The organism is Pseudomonas sp. ME-P-057, from assembly GCF_030208975.1.
In the GTDB taxonomy this organism is placed as follows: domain Bacteria; phylum Pseudomonadota; class Gammaproteobacteria; order Pseudomonadales; family Pseudomonadaceae; genus Aquipseudomonas; species Aquipseudomonas lutea.
This window is the reverse complement of record NZ_JARVSX010000001.1, coordinates 135,296-155,352: the sequence shown is the minus strand read 5'-3', so window position 1 is coordinate 155,352 and position 20,057 is coordinate 135,296. Positions and strand designations below refer to the sequence as shown.

Here is a 20,057-nt window from a genome sequence, read left to right as displayed (position 1 = left end):
TTCCCTTATGCAACGTTTTCTTAGCATCGCTTTGGCAATGATCATCGGGCTCACCATGAGCCTCGATGTCAATGCTGCGCGCTTCGGTGGTGGCAAGAGCATGGGCTCGGCGCCAAGTCACCAGGCGCGCCAAACAGCTCCTTCTGCTCCTGCCGCAGCACCCAACGCCGCCGGCCGTCCCGCGCCTGCTGCGGGCGGTGCTTCCAAATGGCTGGGCCCATTGGCCGGTCTCGCCGCCGGTGGCCTCCTGGCCTCCATGTTCATGGGCGGTGGCTTTGAGGGCATGCAGTTCTTCGACATCCTGATCATGGCGATCATTGCGTTCGTGATCTTCCGCTTCATCGCGGCACGTCGACGTAAACAGCAACCACAAATGGCCCCTGCTGGCGCTCCGTTCCAGCGTGAAGCCTTTGAACAACCACAACCTGCACAGAACTCGATGTTTGGCGGCTCTGCATCTGCAGCAACAGCCCGTCCGGTAATCAACGCTCCGGCCTGGTTCAATGAAGAACGCTTTCTTGAGGCGGCGCGCAGCCACTTCCAGTCGTTGCAACAGCACTGGGACGCGAACGAGATGGACAAGATCTCCGAGTTCGTGACCCCACAGATGCTGCAGTTCCTGAAAAAAGAGCGTGCAGATCTGGGTGAAGGCTTCCAGTCGACCTACATCGACAACCTCACTGTGCAGCTCGACGGTCTGGATGATCGCGCCGACAAAACCATCGCCACGCTGACCTTTGCCGGTGTGTCGAAAACATCGCGCTTCGACCAGGGCGAAGTGTTCAGCGAAAGCTGGAACATGGAACGCGCCCAGGGCGACAACCAGCCTTGGCTGGTTGCAGGTATCCGCCAAAACGGCTGATACCACTGAGCAGCTGCAAATGAACCCCGGACTTGTTCCGGGGTTCTGTTTTTATAGAAGCCGAGTTAATTTGGCGTTGTCTTTAAGCTGCTGTATAACCCGCGCAAATCGTTAGAGGATCCACGTCGTGGAAGAAGTCATCGAACAACTCCGTGAAGCCAATGAACCGGTTCCTGTCCCGCTCGAGCTGCCTGACGAAGACCAACTGGTCGAGATTGAAGAGCAGCTGTTCATCAACATCCCGTTTGTCTTCAAGGAGTTCTTGCTGACCGTCAGCGATGTGGTCTACGGCAGCCTTGAACCGGTCACCGTGACCGATCCAGGCTCACACACCTATCTCCCGGAAGTGGCAGCAACTGCTTGGGACATCGGCGTTCCCCGTGAATTGATCCCGCTGTGCCAGGACGGTGAGGATTACTACTGCGTCGAAGAAGACGGCACCGTGGTGCTGTGGTCGGGCGAGGAAGAAATCGTCACCGAAGACAGTTGGGAATCTGTCTGGCACTGGGCGCGGGACGTCTGGCTGGAAAGCTGAAACGCGACCTGCTGTCCCGAATATCGGACTTGGGGCTCGCGCCTCAAGGCTCCGGGTGATTGCCCAGGGTTTCCAGTAACGCGACCTGCATTCGCGTGTGAACCCGAATAAACCAGCGCCACAATACGGCGGATACGATGGTCGCCACGATGACGATCAGCACTAGCCACTCGCGCGTCGGCAGCATGCTGGATGACAGCAGTGCGATCAGCAGGAAAATCACCATCAATGAAAGCAAGGGGATCACTTCAGCGATCACCCGGCGGACACGTGCTGTGTGCCTGCCAGCCATTTCCGGCTTCACGCTCAGCTCTGCCAGAAGCATCGAAAGCGCTTTGAGCTTCCGATAGGCAGCGATCAGAAACGGAAGTGACAGCAGCAAAGACGCGCCCCAGATCCAGGCCTTTTGCTGACCGACATCACTCACCCAATCGCTGAAGTAAACGCCGATGCGCTCGGCGAAGAACGCCCCGGTAAAAAATATCGCGATAACCAATGCCAGATTGATGCCGACCTGCAGCAGGATTTTTCGGACCATCGCTGCCAACAGCGCGCCTTCCCCTCGAGGCTGAATACTGCGCAACCATTCTCCATACATACCGAAAACCCGGGCCAACCTTTCGGGAACGACGGCGCCCAGCGTGTGCGACAGAGGATCCGCGGCGCGGATGAGGTAAGGCGTGAGTAATGTCGTGATCGCGGACACCGCCACCGCAACGGGGTAGAGAAAGTCGCTCGTGACCTGCAGCGTCATCCCCAGCGCTGCGATGATGAAAGAGAATTCGCCGATCTGCGACAGACCCATGCCTACCCTTAACGATGTTTTGCCGTCGTTTCCCGCAATGAAAGCACCGAGGCCGCAGGAGATCATCTTCCCCATCACCACCGCGACGGTGATCACCGCGATGGGCCACGCGTAATCCAGCAGGATTTTCGGATCGATCATCAAGCCAATCGCAACAAAGAAGATCGCACTGAACATGTCACGGATGGGCTCGACGAGATGCTCAATCTTCGCCAGCTGCCTGGACTCAGCCATGATCGCCCCGATCAGAAAAGCGCCCAGCACCATGCTGTACTCAAGCTTCACCACCAGCAGACAAAACCCGAAACACAGACCCAGTACCGTGACCAATAGCATTTCGTTGCTTTCAAATTTTGCGACGTATGCCAGCAGGCGCGGGACGACCAGAATGCCGATAACCAGCGCGACGATCATGAACAACGACAGTTTGCCGACGGTGGAAAACACCTCTCCGGAGCTGACTGAGCCACTCACGGCGATACCCGACAGCAGCGCGATGATCCCGATCCCCAGAATGTCTTCGACAATCAGCACCCCGAAGATCAACTGAGCAAAACGCTGGTTTTTCATCTTCAGGTCATTCAGGGCCTTAACGATGATAGTAGTGGACGAAATGGCCAGAATAGCGCCGAGGAACAGCGAGTCCATAGTGTTCCAACCGAAGAACTGCCCGATTTCGTAGCCGATCCAGATCATCAGGGTGATTTCGAGAAACGCGGCGATGAACGCCGTTGCCCCCACCTTGAACAGCTTGCGAAGGCTGAATTCCAGGCCCAGGCAAAACATCAAAAAAATCACGCCCAGTTCGGCGAGGGTCTTGATGGTTTGCTCATCGTGAATGAGGCCGAATGGCGGGGTATGCGGGCCGATGATGAAGCCAGCAACGATGTAGCCGAGAACCACGGGCTGCTTGAGTCGATGAAACACTACCGTTACAACGCCGGCCACGAGCATGATCACAGCCAGATCCTGAATGAAGCTGATGGCATGCATACGCGCGGCTCCTGCTGACAAGCGATTCAATGCGCGTACCCGTCAATCGATACAAATGCCGTACGAAATATCGCCAACAAGGCTCGAAAAATCTGACTGGTACGCAGGATTTAGCCCATCCGGGGGCTTTCGCAGGTTAACACCGCACAAAACCGGATAAAGCCGGTGCAATATATGGAAACAGATGGGAACGGGCGTGACGGCAGAGCAGTCGTCGGCGTCCCGGTATGGATGGATTTGCTGCCAATCTGCATTCGAGCACCTGAGCAAGGTGCCTTCTGACCTTTTGAACCGTGAGCACGCTATGGAACCCGGAAACGCCCAGCTGTCGATGACTGTATTGATGACCCCGGACATGGCCAACTTCTCTGGCAACGTTCACGGCGGGACGCTGCTGAAGTACCTAGACGAAGTTGCCTACGCATGTGCGAGCCGGTATGCAGGCCGCTATGTGGTAACGCTGTCCGTAGACCAGGTGATTTTCCGTGAGCCTATTCATGTCGGCGAGCTTGTGACCTTTCTGGCATCGGTCAACTACACCGGCAACACGTCCATGGAAGTGGGCATTAAGGTCGTGACTGAAAACATCCGCGAGCGCTCGGTTCGTCATACCAACAGCTGCTTTTTCACCATGGTGGCGGTGGATGACCAGCGCAAACCGGCCAGCGTACCGCCATTGTCGCCCACCAACAGCGAAGACAAGCGTCGTTACGTGCAGGCACAACAACGCCGCCAGATCCGTCAGGAACTGGAGAAGCGTTATCGTGAAATCAAGGATGAGCCGGTTTAACTCAGCGCCGGGTTTCGGCTTACAGCCGGACCGCCTCGAACCTGACGCGCGGATGGGCGATTCGGTCCTGCGCGCGCACCAGCTCCAGCTCGTAGCTGCCGCAGGCCTGGGTTTCCAGCAACACCTCGTGCACCGCCGAGGCTGCAAATTCAAACGCGCTGCGCAGGTCGTCACCCAGCAGAACTCTGGATAGGAACAAGCCCGAAGTTAAATCGCCCACCCCAACCGGCTGTCGCGGAAATGCCAGAAGCGGCCGGCGCAGGTGCCAGCTCTCGTCTGCAGTGACCAGCAGCATTTCAAAGCCGTCCGCAGGCTTGCCCGGGTAAGCCAAGTGCTTGACCACAACCGCCTTGGGGCCTCGGGCAAGTAGCGCACGCGCCATGCCGAGGCAGTCAGCCAGCGAGTCGGGTTGGCGACCCGAGAAGCTGTCCAGCTCAAGCTGGTTAGGGCAGAGGAAATCAGCAACCGCCGCGGCTTCATCAAGCAGGAAATCGCTGACCTCCTGCGGCACGATGCAGCCCTTTTCCGGGTGCCCCATCACCGGGTCACACAGGTACAGCGCGCGAGGGTTGGCGCGTTTGATTTGCGCAACGGCGGTTAAAATCGCTCGCCCCTGCGCGGCGCTCCCCAGGTACCCGGACAACACCGCGTCGCAATTGCCCAGTTCGCCAATCGCGGCAATGCCTTGGACCAACGCCGGGATTTGCTGCGGCGCCAGCACTTCGCCCGCCCACTGGCCATACTGCGTGTGGTTGGAGAACTGAACGGTATTCAACGGCCAGACATTAATGCCGATACGCTGCATAGGGAACACGGCTGCGCTGTTCCCCGCGTGACCAAATACGACATGCGACTGGATGGCGAGTAGATGGGGCGAACGTTTCATGACAGGTTCCTGAGACCGGGAAAGCACAGTAGTGGCGATGCCGGTCGAAGTGAAGCGAAATTAAACTTTCGGGCTATGGCTGTCTGTCACTCGACGCAGTTAAGCTGCAGGCATTCTGTTGGAGTCTCATTTCCATGCTGACACTGGGCAACATTTTCGTGCTGATGCTGTTGGCGAGCGGCGCCGCTTGGCTGTGGCACGCCCACGGCCTGCGGGAGCGGGCGCTCGAAAGGGTCAAGCAGCATTGTGCCAAGCTTGACCTCGAGTTGCTCGATGGCAACGTGGCGCTGAAGCGAGTGACCTTCAAGCGAGACAACGAGGGCCGCAAGCGTTTGGCGCGGGTCTACAACTTCGAGTTCACCGTGACTGGCGAGCATCGTCATCCGGGCACGATCACTATGTTCGGTGCCCATGCGGCGCAGATCGAACTGGCGCCCTACCCGTTCGAAATCAAGGACCGCAAGCCAACCGCCGAGATCATTCAGCTGAGCCAGTGGCGGCAGGAGCACAATAAGTGGAAGCAGTGAACAGCTGTGGATAACCCGTTTTACACCATGCAGGCCGCCATCGCCCGCTGCAACGCCGCCTCATCCTGAGGACAGTCGAAGATCAGCTCAAGACGTGAGTCTTTGCGCCACTCGCTAGGCGTCCAGCTTAAATCGTCTCCACTCAGAGCGTTGCTTGAGACCCATCCCCGTTCGCTGTGGATAACCATTTTTGCACGCCGCCAGCCCAAAGACCGTAACCAGGCATGTACCTGTGAGGCATCAAATACGCGCTCAGGGTGCCAGCGCCAGCCTATGCTCCAGCCTTCGGCCTGCTGCTGGATCAAGCAGACCGGCGCCATCGCGTCGGGCCATGCTCCGGGCATTGCTGCCAGAGAATTGGGTAGTGCAGGATCGTCTGCGCCCATCTGGGCCTGAACGTTGATCCCTGGCAATAAATCCAGAGGCAAAACACCGTGGTCGGTCCAGTGCAACGCGCAGTCAGGTAGCGCGGCGGTGACTGCCCGCCGCTCTGCACCATTTAGCCCGGCGGACTTGTTCAGCAGCAGCAGGCCTGCGTGCATCAATGCTTCCTGCTGGGTGTCGGGCAGCACCGTGCCGCTGGTCAGCGCCTGGGCATCCAGCACCATGACACTGGATTGAACCGCCAGAACACCGGCCCAGGGCGCAGCGTGCAACTGCTTGATCAACTGAAGCGGATGCCCTAGCCCGGAGGGCTCAATGAGCAGGCGATCAGGTCTGCTCTTGCGCAACAGACGTCCGAGACCCACCTGGAACGGTACACCGTTGACGCAGCACAGACAGCCGCCAGCCACTTCCCCAAGTGCGATACCATCTTCGGCGGTCGTCAACAGCGCAGCATCCAGGCCAATCTGGCCGAACTCATTGATCAGGACAGCCCAGCGCTCGTGCCTGGGCTTGTGCCTCAAAAGATGCCTGATCAGGCTTGTCTTGCCAGCGCCCAGCGGGCCGGCGATGACATGAGTGGGGATGTTCTGCAGCAGGTTGGCCATGTTTAACATCGCTCCCGAGATGAGCGCTGACGGAGATAGAGGATGCGCGCAAACTGGCTGCCCATGCGGCTGGCATGGTTGCTTTCGACACTGACGGCCACCGGCGCCTGGGCCGAATCGTGCGTCGTGCATAGCCAGGGCGAGCGAGTGGACGTCAAAGTCTGCCAGGAAAATATCAATATTCCCCCAGACTTGTTCCACGATGGCTTTTGCAAACCCCAGCTCAAGGATCAGAAAACCGACGTCACCTACTCGGAACAATGCCCAGCCGGCTCATTTGGTGAATGCAGCAATGCGCAGGTCGCCAATATGCCTTATCGGCAAAACATTCACTATTACGGCGTGGCCAGCGATGCAGCGTTTCTCAAGCCGTTCTGCGAGCAGCAAAGCAAAGGCGTCTGGAAGGCGCACTGACCTCAGCTAACCCGCCCTGCTATGCCGCGTCGTGGTACCAGTCGCCGAACGGATCTGGCATTGAGCGCCAGCCTGCGACGCCAAGTGCCAGCTCGGCGTCGGTGAGCAGACAATCATCCAGTGCGGCGGCCAGTCGGGCAAAGTCGATGTTCTGACCGATGAACACCAACTCCTGCCGGCAATCGCCTGTTTCGCCGTCCCAACTCTTCATGATCGCCCGGATGTCTTCGTCGTCAGCCGGCCACTGTGCCTTGGGCACGAACCGCCACCAGCGGCCGGCAAACCCGTGCCGCATCAAGCCGCCGGCCTGGGACCAGCTACCGGCATCCTCATGCTTGTTCGCGAGCCAGAACGAGCCTTTGGAGCGTAACAGTCGTCCGTTTTCCCATGGTGCGTTCAGCAGGTCGAAAAAGCGTTGCGGGTGGAAGGGCCGACGCGCTCGATAAGTCCTTGATGCGATCCCGTACTCTTCGCTTTCTGGTGTGTGCTCGCCGCGTAGCTCCTTGAGCCAGCCTGGCGCCTGAGCTGCTCGCTCGAAATCAAAACGGCCGGTGTCGATGATTTTGCCCAACGGGACGGCACCCATGACCATCGGCAGAATGTCTGCCTCGCTATTGAGGCGGCGCAAAATGGCCATGAGCTCTTGCCGATCGGCTGAGCTGATCAGGTCGATCTTGCTGATGAGGATGACGTCGGCAAACTCGATCTGTTCGATCAGCAGGTCAGTAATGGCGCGATCATCATCCTCGCCCAACGTCTGGCCACGGGTACTCAGGTTTTCTGCCGCGTTGAAATCCTGCAGGAAGTTCAGGCCATCAACCACCGTGACCATAGTATCCAGACGCGCTACATCGCTCAGGCTTCGGCCCTGCTCATCGCAAAAGGTGAATGTTTCGGCCACTGGAAGGGGCTCGGAGATGCCGGTGGACTCGATCAGCAAATAGTCGAATCTGCCCTCATGGGCAAGTCGGCTCACCTCCTCCAGCAGGTCTTCGCGCAAGGTGCAGCAGATGCAGCCATTGCTCATCTCAACAAGCTTTTCCTCTGCGCGATTGAGGCTGACATCCCGCTGCACCTCGCCGCCGTCAATATTGATGTCACTCATGTCATTGACGATAACGGCAACCCGAAGATCCTCACGATTGCGCAGAATGTGGTTCAACAGCGTGCTCTTGCCTGCGCCAAGAAAGCCGGACAGGACGGTAACGGGAAGACGGTTCATGAGGTCTCACAAAGGGTATGCAACTGCGATGAATCTTTACGTTATAGTATAACGATGCACTTACGCTAATCTTTTTTGAGGCCGCAGATGGCTCGGTTATTTCGTTTCTGGCCTGTGTGTTTACTGCTAATGAGCGCACCGGTGTTTGCCATGCCGCCATCGCCCAGGCTGGACAGAGCCCAATGCACACGCAGTGCAACGCTGTTGACCTGCGTCGATGTGCAGGGAAACCGCTACAGCGTGGCGTCTGCAGGGAAAACGATGTATGTGCGCGGTTACGAAAGCATCCAGCGACGCACGTGGGCGCAGACCAACAGCCGTTACGGATCGCTGACGTTTTTTACCGGGCTGGCGTCTGACGGTGAGGCATGGGTGGGGTACGTGCAGAAAGTGGGCTGGACTACGATTAGCCGAGTGTCCAGCTCGAGCGGAGACAAAACCAGAATCACGTGCGACCGCGTAACGGGCTGCCATTAAGGGTGGGTGATGAGTTTGGCAGGCGACCTCATTTGCCAGGCTGCCTGCCAGACTGCATCAGCATCAAACTGCCGCCTCGTCCGCCCTCTGCTTTTGTTGCCATGCGACGTAGGACCCTGCGGGAGGATTACGTTCAAAGTAACGCTTCATCCCGTCGAATAACCCGTCCGCTACGGCTTGTTGATGTCGTGCGGTGACCAGACGCTGGCTGTCGCGGCTGTTGGAGATGAAGCCGGTCTCGACCAGAATCGACGGCACGTCGGGGGACTTCAGAACCGCGAAGCCGGCCTGTTCCACGCGCTTTTGATGCAGCGTGGTAACGCCCTCCAGACTCCCCAATACGGTGTGGCCCAACTCAAGACTTGCCGCAATGGTCGCGTTCATCGACATGTAGAGAATCACCCCGGCCAGCATTGGATCTTTGTCCTTCAGATTAAGCAGGCTGGTGGCTCCGATCAGGTCAGCGCCGTTCTCGCGCTGGGCCATGAAACGGGCTGTCGCAGAGGTAGCGCCGTTTTCCGACAACGCAAACACGGATGCACCGGAGGCGGTAAGCCGGGGCGCCGCATCGGCATGGACCGAGATGAACATGTCCGCGTTGTATTTACGCGCAATATCAACGCGCTTGCGCAGTGGCACGAAGAAGTCATCGTTACGGACCAAACGCACATCGAAACCTTTTTCGCGCTTCAGGCGCTTGGCCAGCAACTGCGCGATGGACAGCACGACGTCTTTCTCACGCTCACCTCTGGAGCCGACAGCCCCCGGATCCTTGCCGCCATGGCCTGCGTCTACAACCACCATGATGTCGCGCTTTGAGCGGTCCCTCGCCGCGAGTGGCCCCTGCGGCTCCTTAACCAGCGGTGCCACTGCGGCTAGCTGTACTGGAGCGCGAGCAAGCGCATCGTGGCCCAGATCCAGAACGAGCCGGTTGCCTTGCGAACCTTCTGGCCCCAACAAGAAACTGTTGAGCTGCACAGGCGACGTCAGGTCCAGAACGATACGTGTACCACTGTCCCCAAAATGCCCGGAGCGGATGGATTTTATGGGCGTATTTTCCAGCGCCAACTGACTGAAGTCGCCTTCAAGATGCGCGCCGCTGACGTCGATGATGATTCGCTCAGGCGCGCTGAGCGTAAAAGTCTTGTACTGCACCGGGCCGCTTAGATCGAACACAAGTCTTAGCTTGCTATCGGAGCGCCACAGGCGTGCGTTACGGATTTGAGTTGCATTCACAGAAAACGGAAGCGCAAAAGCGGCGCTGGCCAAAATCATATTTAGCAGCATTTGACGTCGGTGCATGGCACGTTCCGATGGAAAAGAGCATCCCGGCTCGAAGAGGGCAGTTGGTTATAATGTAACAGGCGGGATGTCGGCTGAAGATGAAGCTTTCTATAAGTTCGGAAGCGGCTTTAGCCAGCGGGATCAATGACTAAACCCGTTCACCTCATAGGTAACACGAAGGTGTTCCACGTGGAACACAGGTGATGGAGGACAAAAAAGAACGCCCCGAGGAACGAGGCGTGGAGGTCGTGCAGATACGGTCAGGTTCTCGGTTTGACCGTTCCGCATTGCTGGCCAAGCCATACCGCACGGGTGTCCATGCTGCCATTTTGCTGCTGGCCCGTTGCGTTGAAGGACCCAATCACATGCGTATTAAACTCCCGGTCACTCAGGAACTGGGCGGTGCCTGTGCCCTGAGCTCGCGGGCAGCTAAATTTGAATTTCCAGGTGTTGCCGGTGCGGTCAGTGACTTGCTGGGTACAGCCGGACTTAGGGTCGGTGAGCGGGATTTGCTCATTCTTGACCTGCTCTTGCGTCAGGCAAATACGCACGCCTTTTCCGCCCAGAGTGACGCCTTGTTTTTCCAGCATTTGTTCCATGGCCGCTCGTTGCTGCGGCGCCATCATTTGCAACTGGGAAAGCATCACCTGCAGATCAGGCATCTGCTGTCCGTCCACCTGCATGTTGCTGGAGCTCAATTCCCACAGACCCGGTTGCAGGACTTGCGCCTGAGCGAGGGGAGCAGTCAGACAAACCATCAACGCAAGTACGCGCTTTTTCATGGATCGGGTTCCTTGTGAGTTTCTAGGGAAGATTGGACGAAGCCCTTGCGGCTCTTAATGTAATGACGATTAGACGGTGGATACGGTAGCCAGTTGCAGCCTCAATAAAATAGCGACAATCTCGGTGCGGTGTGGTCTGTTAGACACTCATCACGCGTCTGGCACAAGGTTGCGCATGGATTACCACAGCCCGTATTTCTTTGGCTATTTGATCGGTTTCACGCACCTGTTGGGCATTGTCGCAGCAATCCACGCCTTACTCACCGTTCGAACGGCTCAGGGCTCGATTGCCTGGGCAATGCCGCTCATTTTTATCCCTTATGTCGCGCTGATTCCTTACTTGGTGTTCGGCAGAAGCACGTTCGACGCCTACATCAAGGCGCGACGTCAGGCGAACACCGAAATGCGCACGGCGATCGCCGATTTCAACTGGAAGCCCTGGATTGAAGAGGCCGTAGCCGCTCGAAGATCGGATGCCTATCGCTCACTGCGCGCGATGCCGAAGTTGGGGCGAATGCCCTGTCTGGCAAACAATGAAGTCAAGCTGCTGATCAATGGTGACGAAACGTTCAGCGCGATCTTCGAGGCCATAAAGAGCGCACGCCAGGTCGTCTTCGTTCAGTTTTTCATCATTCATGACGATGACTTGGGACGTCGCCTGCAGGCGTTGTTACTCGAACGTGCAGCAGCGGGCGTCGCGATTTATGTGCTCTATGATCGAATCGGGAGCCATGCACTGCCGGCGCGTTACATCGATGAGCTACGCGCCGGTGGCGTCCGGATCAAAGCATTCGCCACCAGAGGCGGCTGGCTGACTCGCTTTCAGATCAACTTCCGCAACCACCGCAAGATCGTAGTGGTAGACGGAATGAAGGGCTTCGTCGGAGGGCACAATGTCGGCGACGAATACCTCGGACTCAAGCCACCGCTCGCACCTTGGCGTGATACTCACGTGGCTGTCGTCGGCCCCGTTGTGGCGTGCCTGCAAGAGTCATTCGCCGAAGACTGGTTTTGGGCAACCCGAGAACTGCCGCCGCTGATCTTGCCGGACAGCTACCCGGAAGACGGGGTTCTCTGCCAACTGCTCGCAAGCGGCCCTGCCGATGCGCAGGAAACCTGCTCTCTGTTTTTCGTTGAGGCCATCCACGCAGCGACCGAACGCGTGTGGATCACCACACCGTATTTCATCCCCGATGAAGCCGTCTCAGCCGCGTTGCGTCTGGCCGTATTACGGGGCGTAGACGTGCGTCTGCTGCTGCCATCGCGGCCTGATCACTACACGGTGTATGCCGCCTCGAGCCTGTTCGCGTTTGAAGCAGTGCGTGCAGGGGTTCGTATCTTTCGCTACAAGCCCGGGTTTCTTCACCAAAAGGTTGTGCTGGTCGACAGTGCGATCTCGGCTATCGGCAGTGCGAACCTGGACAATCGCTCGTTTCGGCTCAACTTCGAACTCATGCTCCTCACCGTGGATGAGGACTTCGCGCGTGAGGTCGAGAACATGCTGATTGATGACTTCGCCTTGTCCCACGAGATTTCCAGCGAAGAAAGCAAAGAGACCCATCACCTTCAGCAACTGGGCATGAGAGTGGCGAGGCTGATTTCGCCCATCCTGTGAATATCCCGTCGACAGGATCGCGTGGCCATTCTCACCCCCAGAGCATCGCTGGGTTGGCTTGGGACGAATGCCAAATGAGCCCCGTGCCAAGCCTCCCGCGCACGAGGCTCAGTTGCTTACAGGTATAAGTCGTCGCGCGTCATGGGCAAATCATGGCTGCCGTCGGCACGCGGCTTGACCGCCAGGATCTGGTGAAGATTGATCCAGCCCTTGGAAAACGCATAAGCGCACCCCGCCAGATAAAGCCTGAATATCCGTAGCGCCTGCTCCGGCACCATCGCAGCCGCGATGTCGAGTTTCTCCTCCAGGCGAGCGCTCCAGTGCTCCAGAGTCTTCGCGTAGTGCAGACGAAGACTTTCGACATCGACCACTTCCAAACCCGCTTCGCTGACGAATCCGCTGATCATCGACAGGTGCGGGAGCTCTCCATTGGGAAACACGTAACGGTCGATGAAATCACCAGCGCCTCGCCCGACGGGGCGACCATCGGTGTGCTTGGCGGTAATGCCGTGGTTCATCACCAGGCCACCCTCCTTCACCGCGTCGAACAGGCATTTGGCATACAGCTCCAGGTTGGCATGGCCGACGTGCTCAAACATGCCAACGCTGACGACCTTATCGAAACGGCCATCCTTGGGCAGGTCGCGGTAGTCCAGCAGTTGCAGGTCGACCCTGTCCTGCAGACCCTCGGCACGGACTCGCTCCTGCGCCAGCGCGAGTTGCTCGCGACTCAAGGTGATGCCAAAGACCCTGACCCCGTATTCGCGAGCTGCGAAGCGTGCCAGGCCTCCCCAGCCGCAGCCCACATCCAAGAGGTACTCACCCGGTTTCAGACGCAACTTGCGGCACAGGTGGTGAAACTTGTCTTGTTGCGCTTGATCCAGTGTTTCAGTGCCAGTCTTGAAATAGGCGCAGGAATAGACCATGTCCCGGTCCAGCCACAGCTGGTAGAAGTCATTGGAAAGGTCGTAGTGGTAGGAGATCGACGCAGCGTCGGTGGCCTTATCGTGTTCAGTCCGCGCTGGAGGATTATTGTCATCCTCATCGCCGAGCGCTTTTGTCAGTTCATCGCAGACGCGTACCACCTCGCTGATAGAACCCTCCAGCTCAAGTCGACCCTCCACAAAAGCACTGCCCAGCAAGTCCAGGCTTGGATGGGTGAAGTCGGAGACCAACGATGGGTCTTTCACCAGAATCGTAACGGAGGGGTCACTGCCCAACTCAAGCTCGTTGCCGTCCCACAGACGCAGACGAAGCGGCAAATGCAGGTTTTTTAACGCCGGTGGAAGTTGCGCAAGCATATGAAATCCCCCTTATCCAGCTACAGGAAAAGGGCAGTCCATAACCGACTCCAACTCGGGAGTCTCAGGCATTCAGCATGATGGACAGCGACGAATCTACAACGGGTACTACCCTGTGCCCCAGAATTCGAGCCAACGTGACGCCTGCAAATGGAGCACCCTGACAAGACTGAATATAATTTGTAACAGAGATCTACAAAGCTCAAGCAAATTTTAATACTTAGCGAAGCGCTCTAAAGCGGTAGTTTCAGCGAAATCTTCGGATTATCAGGGCTTTAAAGCACTATGAAATTTCGCGATGGGCTCATGAAAGCGAAGCAGCCGGCCCGCGTTACCGAGCACAAGGAGTGTACTGAGGTTATGCAGCACCGCGGCAATCATCGCTCCTGCTGCGCCCAGAACGCCGAACGCCGCCATTGCGACAATGGCCAGCGTCCAGCCCAACCCGATGATGACATTGACCTGCAACGTGTGCCGGCACTGTCGGCTCAGTCGCACGCAGGTGCCCAGGCGGCGCAAGTCGCTGCCAATCAGCACGATGTCAGCAGAGGCCAAGGCGATGTCGGCTCCGCCCGCCCCCATCGCAACACCGACCACCCCGGCTTTGAGTGCCAGAGAATCGTTGATGCCGTCCCCGACGACCATCGGACGAAAGCCTTTTTTGATTTCGCTCATGACCCGGTTGAGTTTGTCTTCCGGCAAGGCCTGAGCGTGAATGTCGCTGATGCCCACCTCCTTGCCCAGGCTATCCGCTACGCTTTGGCGGTCTCCCGTCAGCAACAATTGTCGCCCCATGCCCAGCTCGCGTAACTCGCTCAGCGCTTGACGGGCCTCCGGTTTGAGGCTGTCAGCCAGAAGCAGCCAGGCGATGAAATGGCCATTAACGGCAAGGCCTGCAATGGGGCCGTCGTGATCCGGAACCGGTGAGGTCACAATGCCCAACTGCGCGAACAGTTCGGGGCGACCCAACGCCGCTTCACCCCGCGCCGTTTGCGCGACAACACCCAGGCCCTGGCGCTCGCGAATGTCATCCAGCGCCAGCAGGTGATCCTTCTCCACCAGATTCGCCAACGCGCGACTCACCGGATGACTGCTGGCTGAGCCCAGACTTGCCGCCAACGCGAGCACCTCATCGTGCACGCCCTCTTCTGCCTGCACCGACTGTAAACGCAGACTGCCGTACGTCAGCGTCCCCGTCTTGTCGACAACCAGCGAGGTAAGGTCCGCCAGTTCTTCGAGGAATGCAGAACTGCGAATCAGAATCCCGTGACGGGCGGCGACGGCAATGCCTGCGATGGCCGTGGCCGGCGCAGACAACACCAGTGCGCAGGGGCACGCGGCGACCAGAACAGCCAGCATCGCTTGGGCATTGTTGGTGATGAACCATGTCACCGCCGCGATCAGCAGCACCAGTACCATGTAGCTGCCCGCGTATCGTTCGAGCAGGCGCGTGATCGGCGGTTTTGAGCGTTCAGCGCTTTGCATCAGGGCGATGACTTTGCCCAGCGTCGACTCGTCACCGACACGTGTCACCTCGATGCGCAGCAAGCCATCAAGGTTAATCGCACCGCCGAAGACTTCCATTCCGGCGCGCGCTTCCAGCGGTACTGACTCTCCGGTGATCGGCGCCGTGTCGAGACTGGCCTGCCCGGAGATTACTCGTCCGTCAGCCGGCACACGGTCGCCAGCCCGGACTTCAACCCGATCACCGGCCACCAGCGTGCCGTTATCGACTTCGCGGATTGATCCATCCTCGTCGATCCGCCGCGCATGGCTGCGAGTGAGACGACCCAGCGCCTGAATGGCCTCTTGAGAGCCGATGACACTGCGCTCCTCCAACACGTGGCCGAAGATCATAATGATCGGCAGTAGTGCAGCGGTCATCAAATCTCCCGTTGCCCAGGCGCCCAGCATAGCCAAAGCAATCAGCTGATCGGTGATGCCATGCAAGCTAGGGTAGCGCAGGCTGTGCCATCCCGCGCTGACTACCGGGATCGCCACCAGAAGAGAAGCTGCGCCCAATAACAATTGGCTGACGCCTACCTGCCCGGGCGCGAAGAATCGCCAGACCAAACCTAGTGCCAGCAACCCCAAGGCAAGCATTGCCAGGGTCAACTGACGGGCAGCGCTGCGCTGCTCTCGGCCCGTCAGCATGCTGCCCGGTACGACAGGCGCGGCGTGATCGTGGGAATGGTTGTGCGCGGCTTCGCCACTCATTTGTCAGCTCCCTGAATGATCAGGCGGGAATCATCGCGTGGGTCGACGGTGGTCACCGACCCTGCTTGTTTGAGGATGACCGGAACGCGCTCGCGGTAAATCCGCAGCAGGAGACCGGGGTCGCTTTTGTTCTGGATGGATTGGGCCAGGCCTGTCACGGCAGCGGTATCTGTCTGCGCCTTGGCCAACCGCTCGGATGCCTGGGCATGAGCTACCTGGAGCACTCTGTCGGCTTGCTGGTTAGCGGTCTGGTTGAGCTTTTCCGCGTCAGTGCGGGCATTCGCCACGGCTTGATCGGCTTGCTGACTGGCTGTTAGCACTGCATTGAAAGCATTGACCGCAGCGGCCGGTAGACTCGATTGGACGTCGACCCTGACGACCTCCACCCCCAAACCAACCTGCGTGGCCGTCAACTCGGCGAGCCGTGTATTGATACCCTGTACCAAGTCGCCGCGCAGACGCTCACGACGCTCGGCCGACTGGCTGTCAGAGCCCATCAGCTCCGGACGCGCGACCAAAATGGTATCCAGGTCCCGGGCTGCAGTGAGGCTTACGGCGCTGCGGTTAACCAGACGGTCCAAGGCTGGCAGCACGTGCTCACCTTGCAACACGAAGGCCCGTGGGTCCGTCACTTTGTAATAGGCAGTGACATCGAGCTGCACGACACCGGCATCGCCGGTCAACAGGTACCCGGAGCCAGCGAGCGCATCACTCATCGGTGTTGCGAAGCTGGTGACCTTATCGGCGGCCAACGCCGTGGGCGAGCGCAACAAGGTTTCGACGTGGCGCTCAATTACGCGATCGGCGGAAGGCAGCAGCACCACCTGCTCGAACGGTTGCGGCCAGGCCAGCAGCAAGCCGGCGTTTTGCACACGATCCAGTTCACCGAAGCGAAACACCACGGCGCGGTCTTGTGGATTGATCTCCCGGACATTTGAGACGGCCCAGCCCACGGCCGCTAGCAAGGTGACGGCGTACAGCCCCAGAAACGCCAGCCGACTGGCCTGCAGCCACGGACTCTGGATAACGGGCCGCTCGACCGGCGCCGAGTCATGCTCGGTCATGGCTGCGTTCCAGCCTTGCTGTCCAGTGTTGGCGGCCCGTCCACCAGCACGCGGAATGGGGCGGCATCGGTGCGCAAAATGAGCTTGGTGCTTGGCCCGACCACTGTGCCGAGGGTATCCAGCGAACGCAGCAAGTTGTACAGCTGCGGCGAACCGGCGTAGGCGCGGCCATATATCTGCGCGGCCTGAACGCGTGACTGCGCCTCAATATCTGCCGCCTTCACCGTCGCGTCGGCTTCGACAATCCGCGCGTCCCGTTCCGCAGCCGAGCGAATCTGCGCTGCCTCCCGCTTGCCAATCGCCGTACGCTCGGTGGCAATGGTCTCGCGCTCGGCACGCATGCGGTCGACCGTCGCGTTGAGTGTCACCGACGGCAGCGTAAGGCGTTCGACACCGACTTGCAGGACACGGACCCCGTAAGTCGTCAGCAACTGTTTGTCGATCTGCTGGCGCAGCTGGTTTTCGAAATCGGCAATGCGCACTTGATTCGCATCGGTATTGATCAAGCTGGACAGGTCAAAGCTCGCAGCAGTGGTTTCCAGTGCTGAACCGACAAATGTTCTGATCTGCCTGGCCGCTTCGTCCGGCTGGTTCTGCACGGCGCGCATGAAACGCTTTACGTTGTCAGGATCGCCCTGCACCTGCCAGGCGACGTACGCCTGAACGATGATGCGCAGGCCATCGCGCGTGCCGACATCCTGCAAACCACTTGAAGTGGTCCGCAAGCGCAGGTCGACGGGAATCGCCCCTTCAAACGGCGCGGGCCAGCGCCAGCTCAGGCCCGGGTCGAGCAACACCCTGGCCGGGTTACCGAAACGGGTGATGACAGTGGCTTCACCCGAACGCACCTGCACCAGGCTCGCCGCTGCTACCGCGAAAGCAATCAGCACCGCCGCCAATCCGGCGCGACGCCATGGGAAACCTGCCGGCGCCGAGGTATCGCCGTGGTGATGCCCGTGATGGTGGCCAGCGTGGCCGTGGCCTGCGTGGTCATGGCCGGAATGATCATGGTGATCGTGAGAATGAAACAGACTCAATGGACGACTCCTTATTCAGCCGAGGGCTGTTCAGCTGACTGGGACGACGTTGCGGGGTCGACCGGGAGGGTAAAGGAACGCAGGTCGATCGTTGGCGCGCTGGTGCCGCCGAGCCGATGATCCAGCACCAGCAGCTTGGCGTGCAGCAGCCCGGCGGTCAGTTGACTGAGGTACTGCTCAAGCAGGAACGCCTGACCGGCTTTGGCATAAGCCTGTTGCTCTGCGCCAAACCGCAAATCCGCTCCCTGGGCAGTGGCCATCACCTCACGGGAATTAGCCGCTGCCTGATCACCGGCCATGCTGGCATGCAACTGCGCCAGATTGGCCTGATCAGCCGCCGCGCCACGTTCACGGGCGATCAACGCCTGAGCACTGATCTGAGCAGCCTGTACCGCGTGGTAAGCATTGGCCGCGCCTGCCGGTGGGTGAATCGACTCCACCACAGTGGCCAGAATTTCCACGCCACTGTTGAGTTTTTTCAGGTCGCGCTGAACAGCATCGCCAATATCAGCGGCAAGATCATTGCGCTGCTCACCGAGCAGCTCATCAAGGGTACGAGAGGCAAAATCGTGTACCAGTATCCGGCTGGCGGTGCTGCGAATCAGGCTGGGAATGTCGGCGCTGTTGTAGGTCGCGGCCAACGCGGCCTCGTCCGTCAAGCCGATGCGGTATACGAAGCGAACGTCCATGTTGACGATCTGAAAGCTCTGTTTGTCGCCGGAGCCGCTCGCGATCACCTGTGACTTGTCGTTGATGTGAGTGGCATCCCACAACCGGTTGGCGACGGCGGGCGGCGGACCTTCGGCGGGGTCAAGCGTCTGCTCGGCAGCAGCACCCTCGGAGACGCTGGTGGCGAGTTCATGGACCACGCCATTTTCAACCGCCAGCACCGTGCCGAACGGCCAAGGCAAACCGGCGTGCAAGCCTGGTTGCAGGATTTCGACTGGCTTGCCAAAGCGCTCATAGATGCCGCGGCCCTGCATGGGAATCTCATGGACCCCGCTCAGCAGCCACCCAAGGCCGAGTATGACCGCCAGCACCGGCAGGAAAGCTCGGCGCATGTAGGTAAACGCCCAGATCTGTCGCAGGTCGATTCCAAAACGGTTGTGCAATTCGGTTTGCAGCGCCAGCAACGGGCGCGGCGGCCAGCGCAACAACCCGGCAACGAAACTGCTTGCGATCAAGCGTGGCTCAAGTTGCTCGTTGCGCGGGCTGAAAATGGACAGTAAAGCCCGGATGACCAACTCGGCCGCAACCAGACCGGGCAGGAGTCCGATCAGCACCGCCAATCGTGCAGGCCATACCCGGTCAAACGAAGAAAAGAACAGGCAGAACGCTGCGACCAAGAGCGTCCCGATTGCCACCCGGGTGAGCTGCGCCAGTTGCACAGCTTCCGGCCAACTCGCCTCTGTCTCGTTAGCCAGCTGCCGCTCCAGCACCAAGAGCGCAAAACAAATCAACAGCAGCAGGCCACCGGTCACGTTTCCGAGCAGACCAACGTTGCTCCCCGCCAAGGTGAGGTTCCAGATCAGCCCGATGCTGATCAGTGACAGCAATGCCCAGCCAGCGAGCCAGAACACCGGCAAGCCCACCTGGCCGACCATCGACGTACCGGCCCCGCCGATTCGCCCGAGCAGGCGGTCGTACCAGCCTTGCTCGTCACCATTAACCACCGCGTCACCGTCGTCACGCACTGGCACGGGCGGAGCGATTACCCTCGCGCGCCACTGGCTGACCACCTGCGCAGACTGTAGCGCCGCGGCGAGCACCAGCAGGCTCGCAGCGCTGTTGGTCAACACAGCCGTCCACAGTGAATTTGGCGAAAAGAGGTCGACAAAAAGCGATACCACCAAGCCGATTACGCCTGCCGCTCCTGTCAGATATGTCAGCCGTGAGAGACGCCGCGACTGAATAACCGCCCGCTGAAACCGTGGCAGGCTCGCCGGCGTAACGCCCTCATCGTCCAGATCAACCCGCATTGCTACTCCAAAACTGTTTAACGTCTTACCGGCCGCTGTTCCCGTCACAGGCCAGCCCCGCCTTGCGCAGGCACGCCGCATTGACACAGGGCGTTACGATATAACAGAAGTCGTGAAATTTCCGTCCGATTATTTGTGTGTGGGCCTGCGGATGCGTGGTCAGACAGCCAAGCGACAGGTGGAGGAGCTTGGGCCTCTCTCTCAATTGCTTCTGCAGCGTGTTGACGATACGTACGCCGGTTCTTGCGCTTGACTTTGGACGGAGCGACCCTTAA

Annotated in this window: 18 protein-coding genes; 7 read left to right on the top strand and 11 right to left on the bottom strand. The window is 59.1% G+C overall.

What is annotated here, in order from left to right:
* Nucleotides 1-7 precede the first annotated feature (7 nt).
* The gene (locus QRN48_RS00720; RefSeq protein ID WP_037016843.1) at nt 8-862 is read left to right on the top strand and encodes a Tim44 domain-containing protein; all 855 of its coding nucleotides are present in this window, start codon (nt 8-10) and stop codon (nt 860-862) included.
* A 127-nt stretch (nt 863-989) separates the two neighbouring features.
* Entirely contained in the window at nt 990-1,397 is a 408-nt protein-coding gene (locus QRN48_RS00715; RefSeq protein WP_191944199.1) for an SMI1/KNR4 family protein, read from the top strand.
* Between the two features lie 43 nt (nt 1,398-1,440).
* Here the strand turns inward: QRN48_RS00715 and QRN48_RS00710 are convergent, their stop codons facing one another.
* On the bottom strand, nt 1,441-3,195 hold the full coding sequence (locus tag QRN48_RS00710) for a cation:proton antiporter (protein WP_285348365.1): 1,755 nt from the start codon (nt 3,193-3,195) through the stop codon (nt 1,441-1,443).
* 304 nt (nt 3,196-3,499) lie between these two features.
* Between QRN48_RS00710 and QRN48_RS00705 the strand changes: the two genes are divergently transcribed.
* Entirely contained in the window at nt 3,500-3,985 is a 486-nt protein-coding gene (locus QRN48_RS00705) for an acyl-CoA thioesterase (RefSeq protein ID WP_037016851.1), read from the top strand.
* Between the two features lie 19 nt (nt 3,986-4,004).
* Here the strand turns inward: QRN48_RS00705 and pdxY are convergent, their stop codons facing one another.
* Nucleotides 4,005-4,871 (bottom strand): pyridoxal kinase PdxY, encoded by an 867-nt coding sequence (gene pdxY, locus QRN48_RS00700; protein WP_285348362.1) that lies wholly within the window; start codon nt 4,869-4,871, stop codon nt 4,005-4,007.
* Nucleotides 4,872-5,005: 134 nt separating this feature from the next.
* On the opposite strand from pdxY, the gene QRN48_RS00695 reads away from it, so the two are divergent.
* A complete protein-coding gene (locus QRN48_RS00695; protein WP_191944202.1) occupies nt 5,006-5,398 on the top strand; it encodes a DUF3301 domain-containing protein in 393 nt (130 codons plus the stop codon).
* A gap of 20 nt (nt 5,399-5,418) precedes the next feature.
* On the opposite strand, the gene QRN48_RS00690 is transcribed toward QRN48_RS00695, so the two are convergent.
* Nucleotides 5,419-6,381, bottom strand: a complete 963-nt coding sequence (locus tag QRN48_RS00690; RefSeq protein ID WP_191944294.1) for a CobW family GTP-binding protein — start codon at nt 6,379-6,381, stop codon at nt 5,419-5,421.
* Between the two features lie 51 nt (nt 6,382-6,432).
* Here QRN48_RS00690 and QRN48_RS00685 point away from each other — a divergent pair, with 51 nt between their 5' ends.
* A complete protein-coding gene (locus tag QRN48_RS00685; RefSeq protein WP_037016857.1) occupies nt 6,433-6,804 on the top strand; it encodes a hypothetical protein in 372 nt (123 codons plus the stop codon).
* A 19-nt stretch (nt 6,805-6,823) separates the two neighbouring features.
* Here the strand turns inward: QRN48_RS00685 and zigA are convergent, their stop codons facing one another.
* On the bottom strand, nt 6,824-8,026 hold the full coding sequence (zigA, locus tag QRN48_RS00680) for a zinc metallochaperone GTPase ZigA (RefSeq protein ID WP_191944203.1): 1,203 nt from the start codon (nt 8,024-8,026) through the stop codon (nt 6,824-6,826).
* Nucleotides 8,027-8,113: 87 nt separating this feature from the next.
* On the opposite strand from zigA, the gene QRN48_RS00675 reads away from it, so the two are divergent.
* Nucleotides 8,114-8,503, top strand: a complete 390-nt coding sequence (locus QRN48_RS00675; RefSeq protein WP_497291834.1) for a glutamine synthetase — start codon at nt 8,114-8,116, stop codon at nt 8,501-8,503.
* A 63-nt stretch (nt 8,504-8,566) separates the two neighbouring features.
* On the opposite strand, the gene QRN48_RS00670 is transcribed toward QRN48_RS00675, so the two are convergent.
* Nucleotides 8,567-9,805: an N-acetylmuramoyl-L-alanine amidase gene (locus QRN48_RS00670; protein ID WP_285348360.1), complete on the bottom strand. Its 1,239-nt coding sequence runs from the start codon at nt 9,803-9,805 to the stop codon at nt 8,567-8,569.
* Between the two features lie 242 nt (nt 9,806-10,047).
* Nucleotides 10,048-10,569, bottom strand: a complete 522-nt coding sequence (locus QRN48_RS00665) for a DUF3617 domain-containing protein (protein WP_285348357.1) — start codon at nt 10,567-10,569, stop codon at nt 10,048-10,050.
* Between the two features lie 175 nt (nt 10,570-10,744).
* On the opposite strand from QRN48_RS00665, the gene cls reads away from it, so the two are divergent.
* Nucleotides 10,745-12,184, top strand: coding sequence for a cardiolipin synthase (cls, locus tag QRN48_RS00660; RefSeq protein ID WP_285348356.1), 1,440 nt, complete (start codon nt 10,745-10,747; stop codon nt 12,182-12,184).
* 116 nt (nt 12,185-12,300) lie between these two features.
* Here the strand turns inward: cls and cfaB are convergent, their stop codons facing one another.
* From cfaB to hflK, 5 genes are all read right to left on the bottom strand, one after another.
* A complete protein-coding gene (cfaB, locus tag QRN48_RS00655) occupies nt 12,301-13,485 on the bottom strand; it encodes a C17 cyclopropane fatty acid synthase CfaB (protein ID WP_285348355.1) in 1,185 nt (394 codons plus the stop codon).
* 267 nt (nt 13,486-13,752) lie between these two features.
* Nucleotides 13,753-15,702, bottom strand: a complete 1,950-nt coding sequence (locus tag QRN48_RS00650) for a cation-translocating P-type ATPase (protein ID WP_285348354.1) — start codon at nt 15,700-15,702, stop codon at nt 13,753-13,755.
* Complete coding sequence (locus QRN48_RS00645; protein ID WP_037016879.1) at nt 15,699-16,766, bottom strand: SPFH domain-containing protein; 1,068 nt, start codon at nt 16,764-16,766, stop codon at nt 15,699-15,701. Before QRN48_RS00645 ends, QRN48_RS00650 begins: the two co-directional genes overlap by 4 nt.
* Complete coding sequence (hflC, locus tag QRN48_RS00640; RefSeq protein WP_285348353.1) at nt 16,763-17,803, bottom strand: protease modulator HflC; 1,041 nt, start codon at nt 17,801-17,803, stop codon at nt 16,763-16,765. Before hflC ends, QRN48_RS00645 begins: the two co-directional genes overlap by 4 nt.
* Before the next feature lie 11 nt (nt 17,804-17,814).
* Nucleotides 17,815-19,782 carry a protease modulator HflK gene (hflK, locus tag QRN48_RS00635; RefSeq protein ID WP_285348351.1) on the bottom strand — a complete coding sequence of 656 codons (1,968 nt, stop codon included), beginning with the start codon at nt 19,780-19,782 and terminating at the stop codon, nt 17,815-17,817.
* Between the last annotated feature and the right edge of the window lie 275 nt (nt 19,783-20,057).

Bases quoted from the DNA above. Each gene is read 5' to 3' on its own strand.
- QRN48_RS00720 (WP_037016843.1), top strand. From the start codon at position 8: ATGCAACGTTTTCTTAGCATCGCTTTGGCAATGATCATCGGGCTCACC.
- QRN48_RS00710 (WP_285348365.1), bottom strand. From the start codon at position 3,195: ATGCATGCCATCAGCTTCATTCAGGATCTGGCTGTGATCATGCTCGTG.
- QRN48_RS00705 (WP_037016851.1), top strand. From the start codon at position 3,500: ATGGAACCCGGAAACGCCCAGCTGTCGATGACTGTATTGATGACCCCG.
- pdxY (WP_285348362.1), bottom strand. From the start codon at position 4,871: ATGAAACGTTCGCCCCATCTACTCGCCATCCAGTCGCATGTCGTATTT.
- QRN48_RS00695 (WP_191944202.1), top strand. From the start codon at position 5,006: ATGCTGACACTGGGCAACATTTTCGTGCTGATGCTGTTGGCGAGCGGC.
- QRN48_RS00685 (WP_037016857.1), top strand. From the start codon at position 6,433: ATGCGCGCAAACTGGCTGCCCATGCGGCTGGCATGGTTGCTTTCGACA.
- zigA (WP_191944203.1), bottom strand. From the start codon at position 8,026: ATGAACCGTCTTCCCGTTACCGTCCTGTCCGGCTTTCTTGGCGCAGGC.
- QRN48_RS00675 (WP_497291834.1), top strand. From the start codon at position 8,114: ATGGCTCGGTTATTTCGTTTCTGGCCTGTGTGTTTACTGCTAATGAGC.
- QRN48_RS00670 (WP_285348360.1), bottom strand. From the start codon at position 9,805: ATGCACCGACGTCAAATGCTGCTAAATATGATTTTGGCCAGCGCCGCT.
- QRN48_RS00665 (WP_285348357.1), bottom strand. From the start codon at position 10,569: ATGAAAAAGCGCGTACTTGCGTTGATGGTTTGTCTGACTGCTCCCCTC.
- cls (WP_285348356.1), top strand. From the start codon at position 10,745: ATGGATTACCACAGCCCGTATTTCTTTGGCTATTTGATCGGTTTCACG.
- cfaB (WP_285348355.1), bottom strand. From the start codon at position 13,485: ATGCTTGCGCAACTTCCACCGGCGTTAAAAAACCTGCATTTGCCGCTT.
- QRN48_RS00650 (WP_285348354.1), bottom strand. From the start codon at position 15,702: ATGAGTGGCGAAGCCGCGCACAACCATTCCCACGATCACGCCGCGCCT.
- QRN48_RS00645 (WP_037016879.1), bottom strand. From the start codon at position 16,766: ATGACCGAGCATGACTCGGCGCCGGTCGAGCGGCCCGTTATCCAGAGT.
- hflK (WP_285348351.1), bottom strand. From the start codon at position 19,782: ATGCGGGTTGATCTGGACGATGAGGGCGTTACGCCGGCGAGCCTGCCA.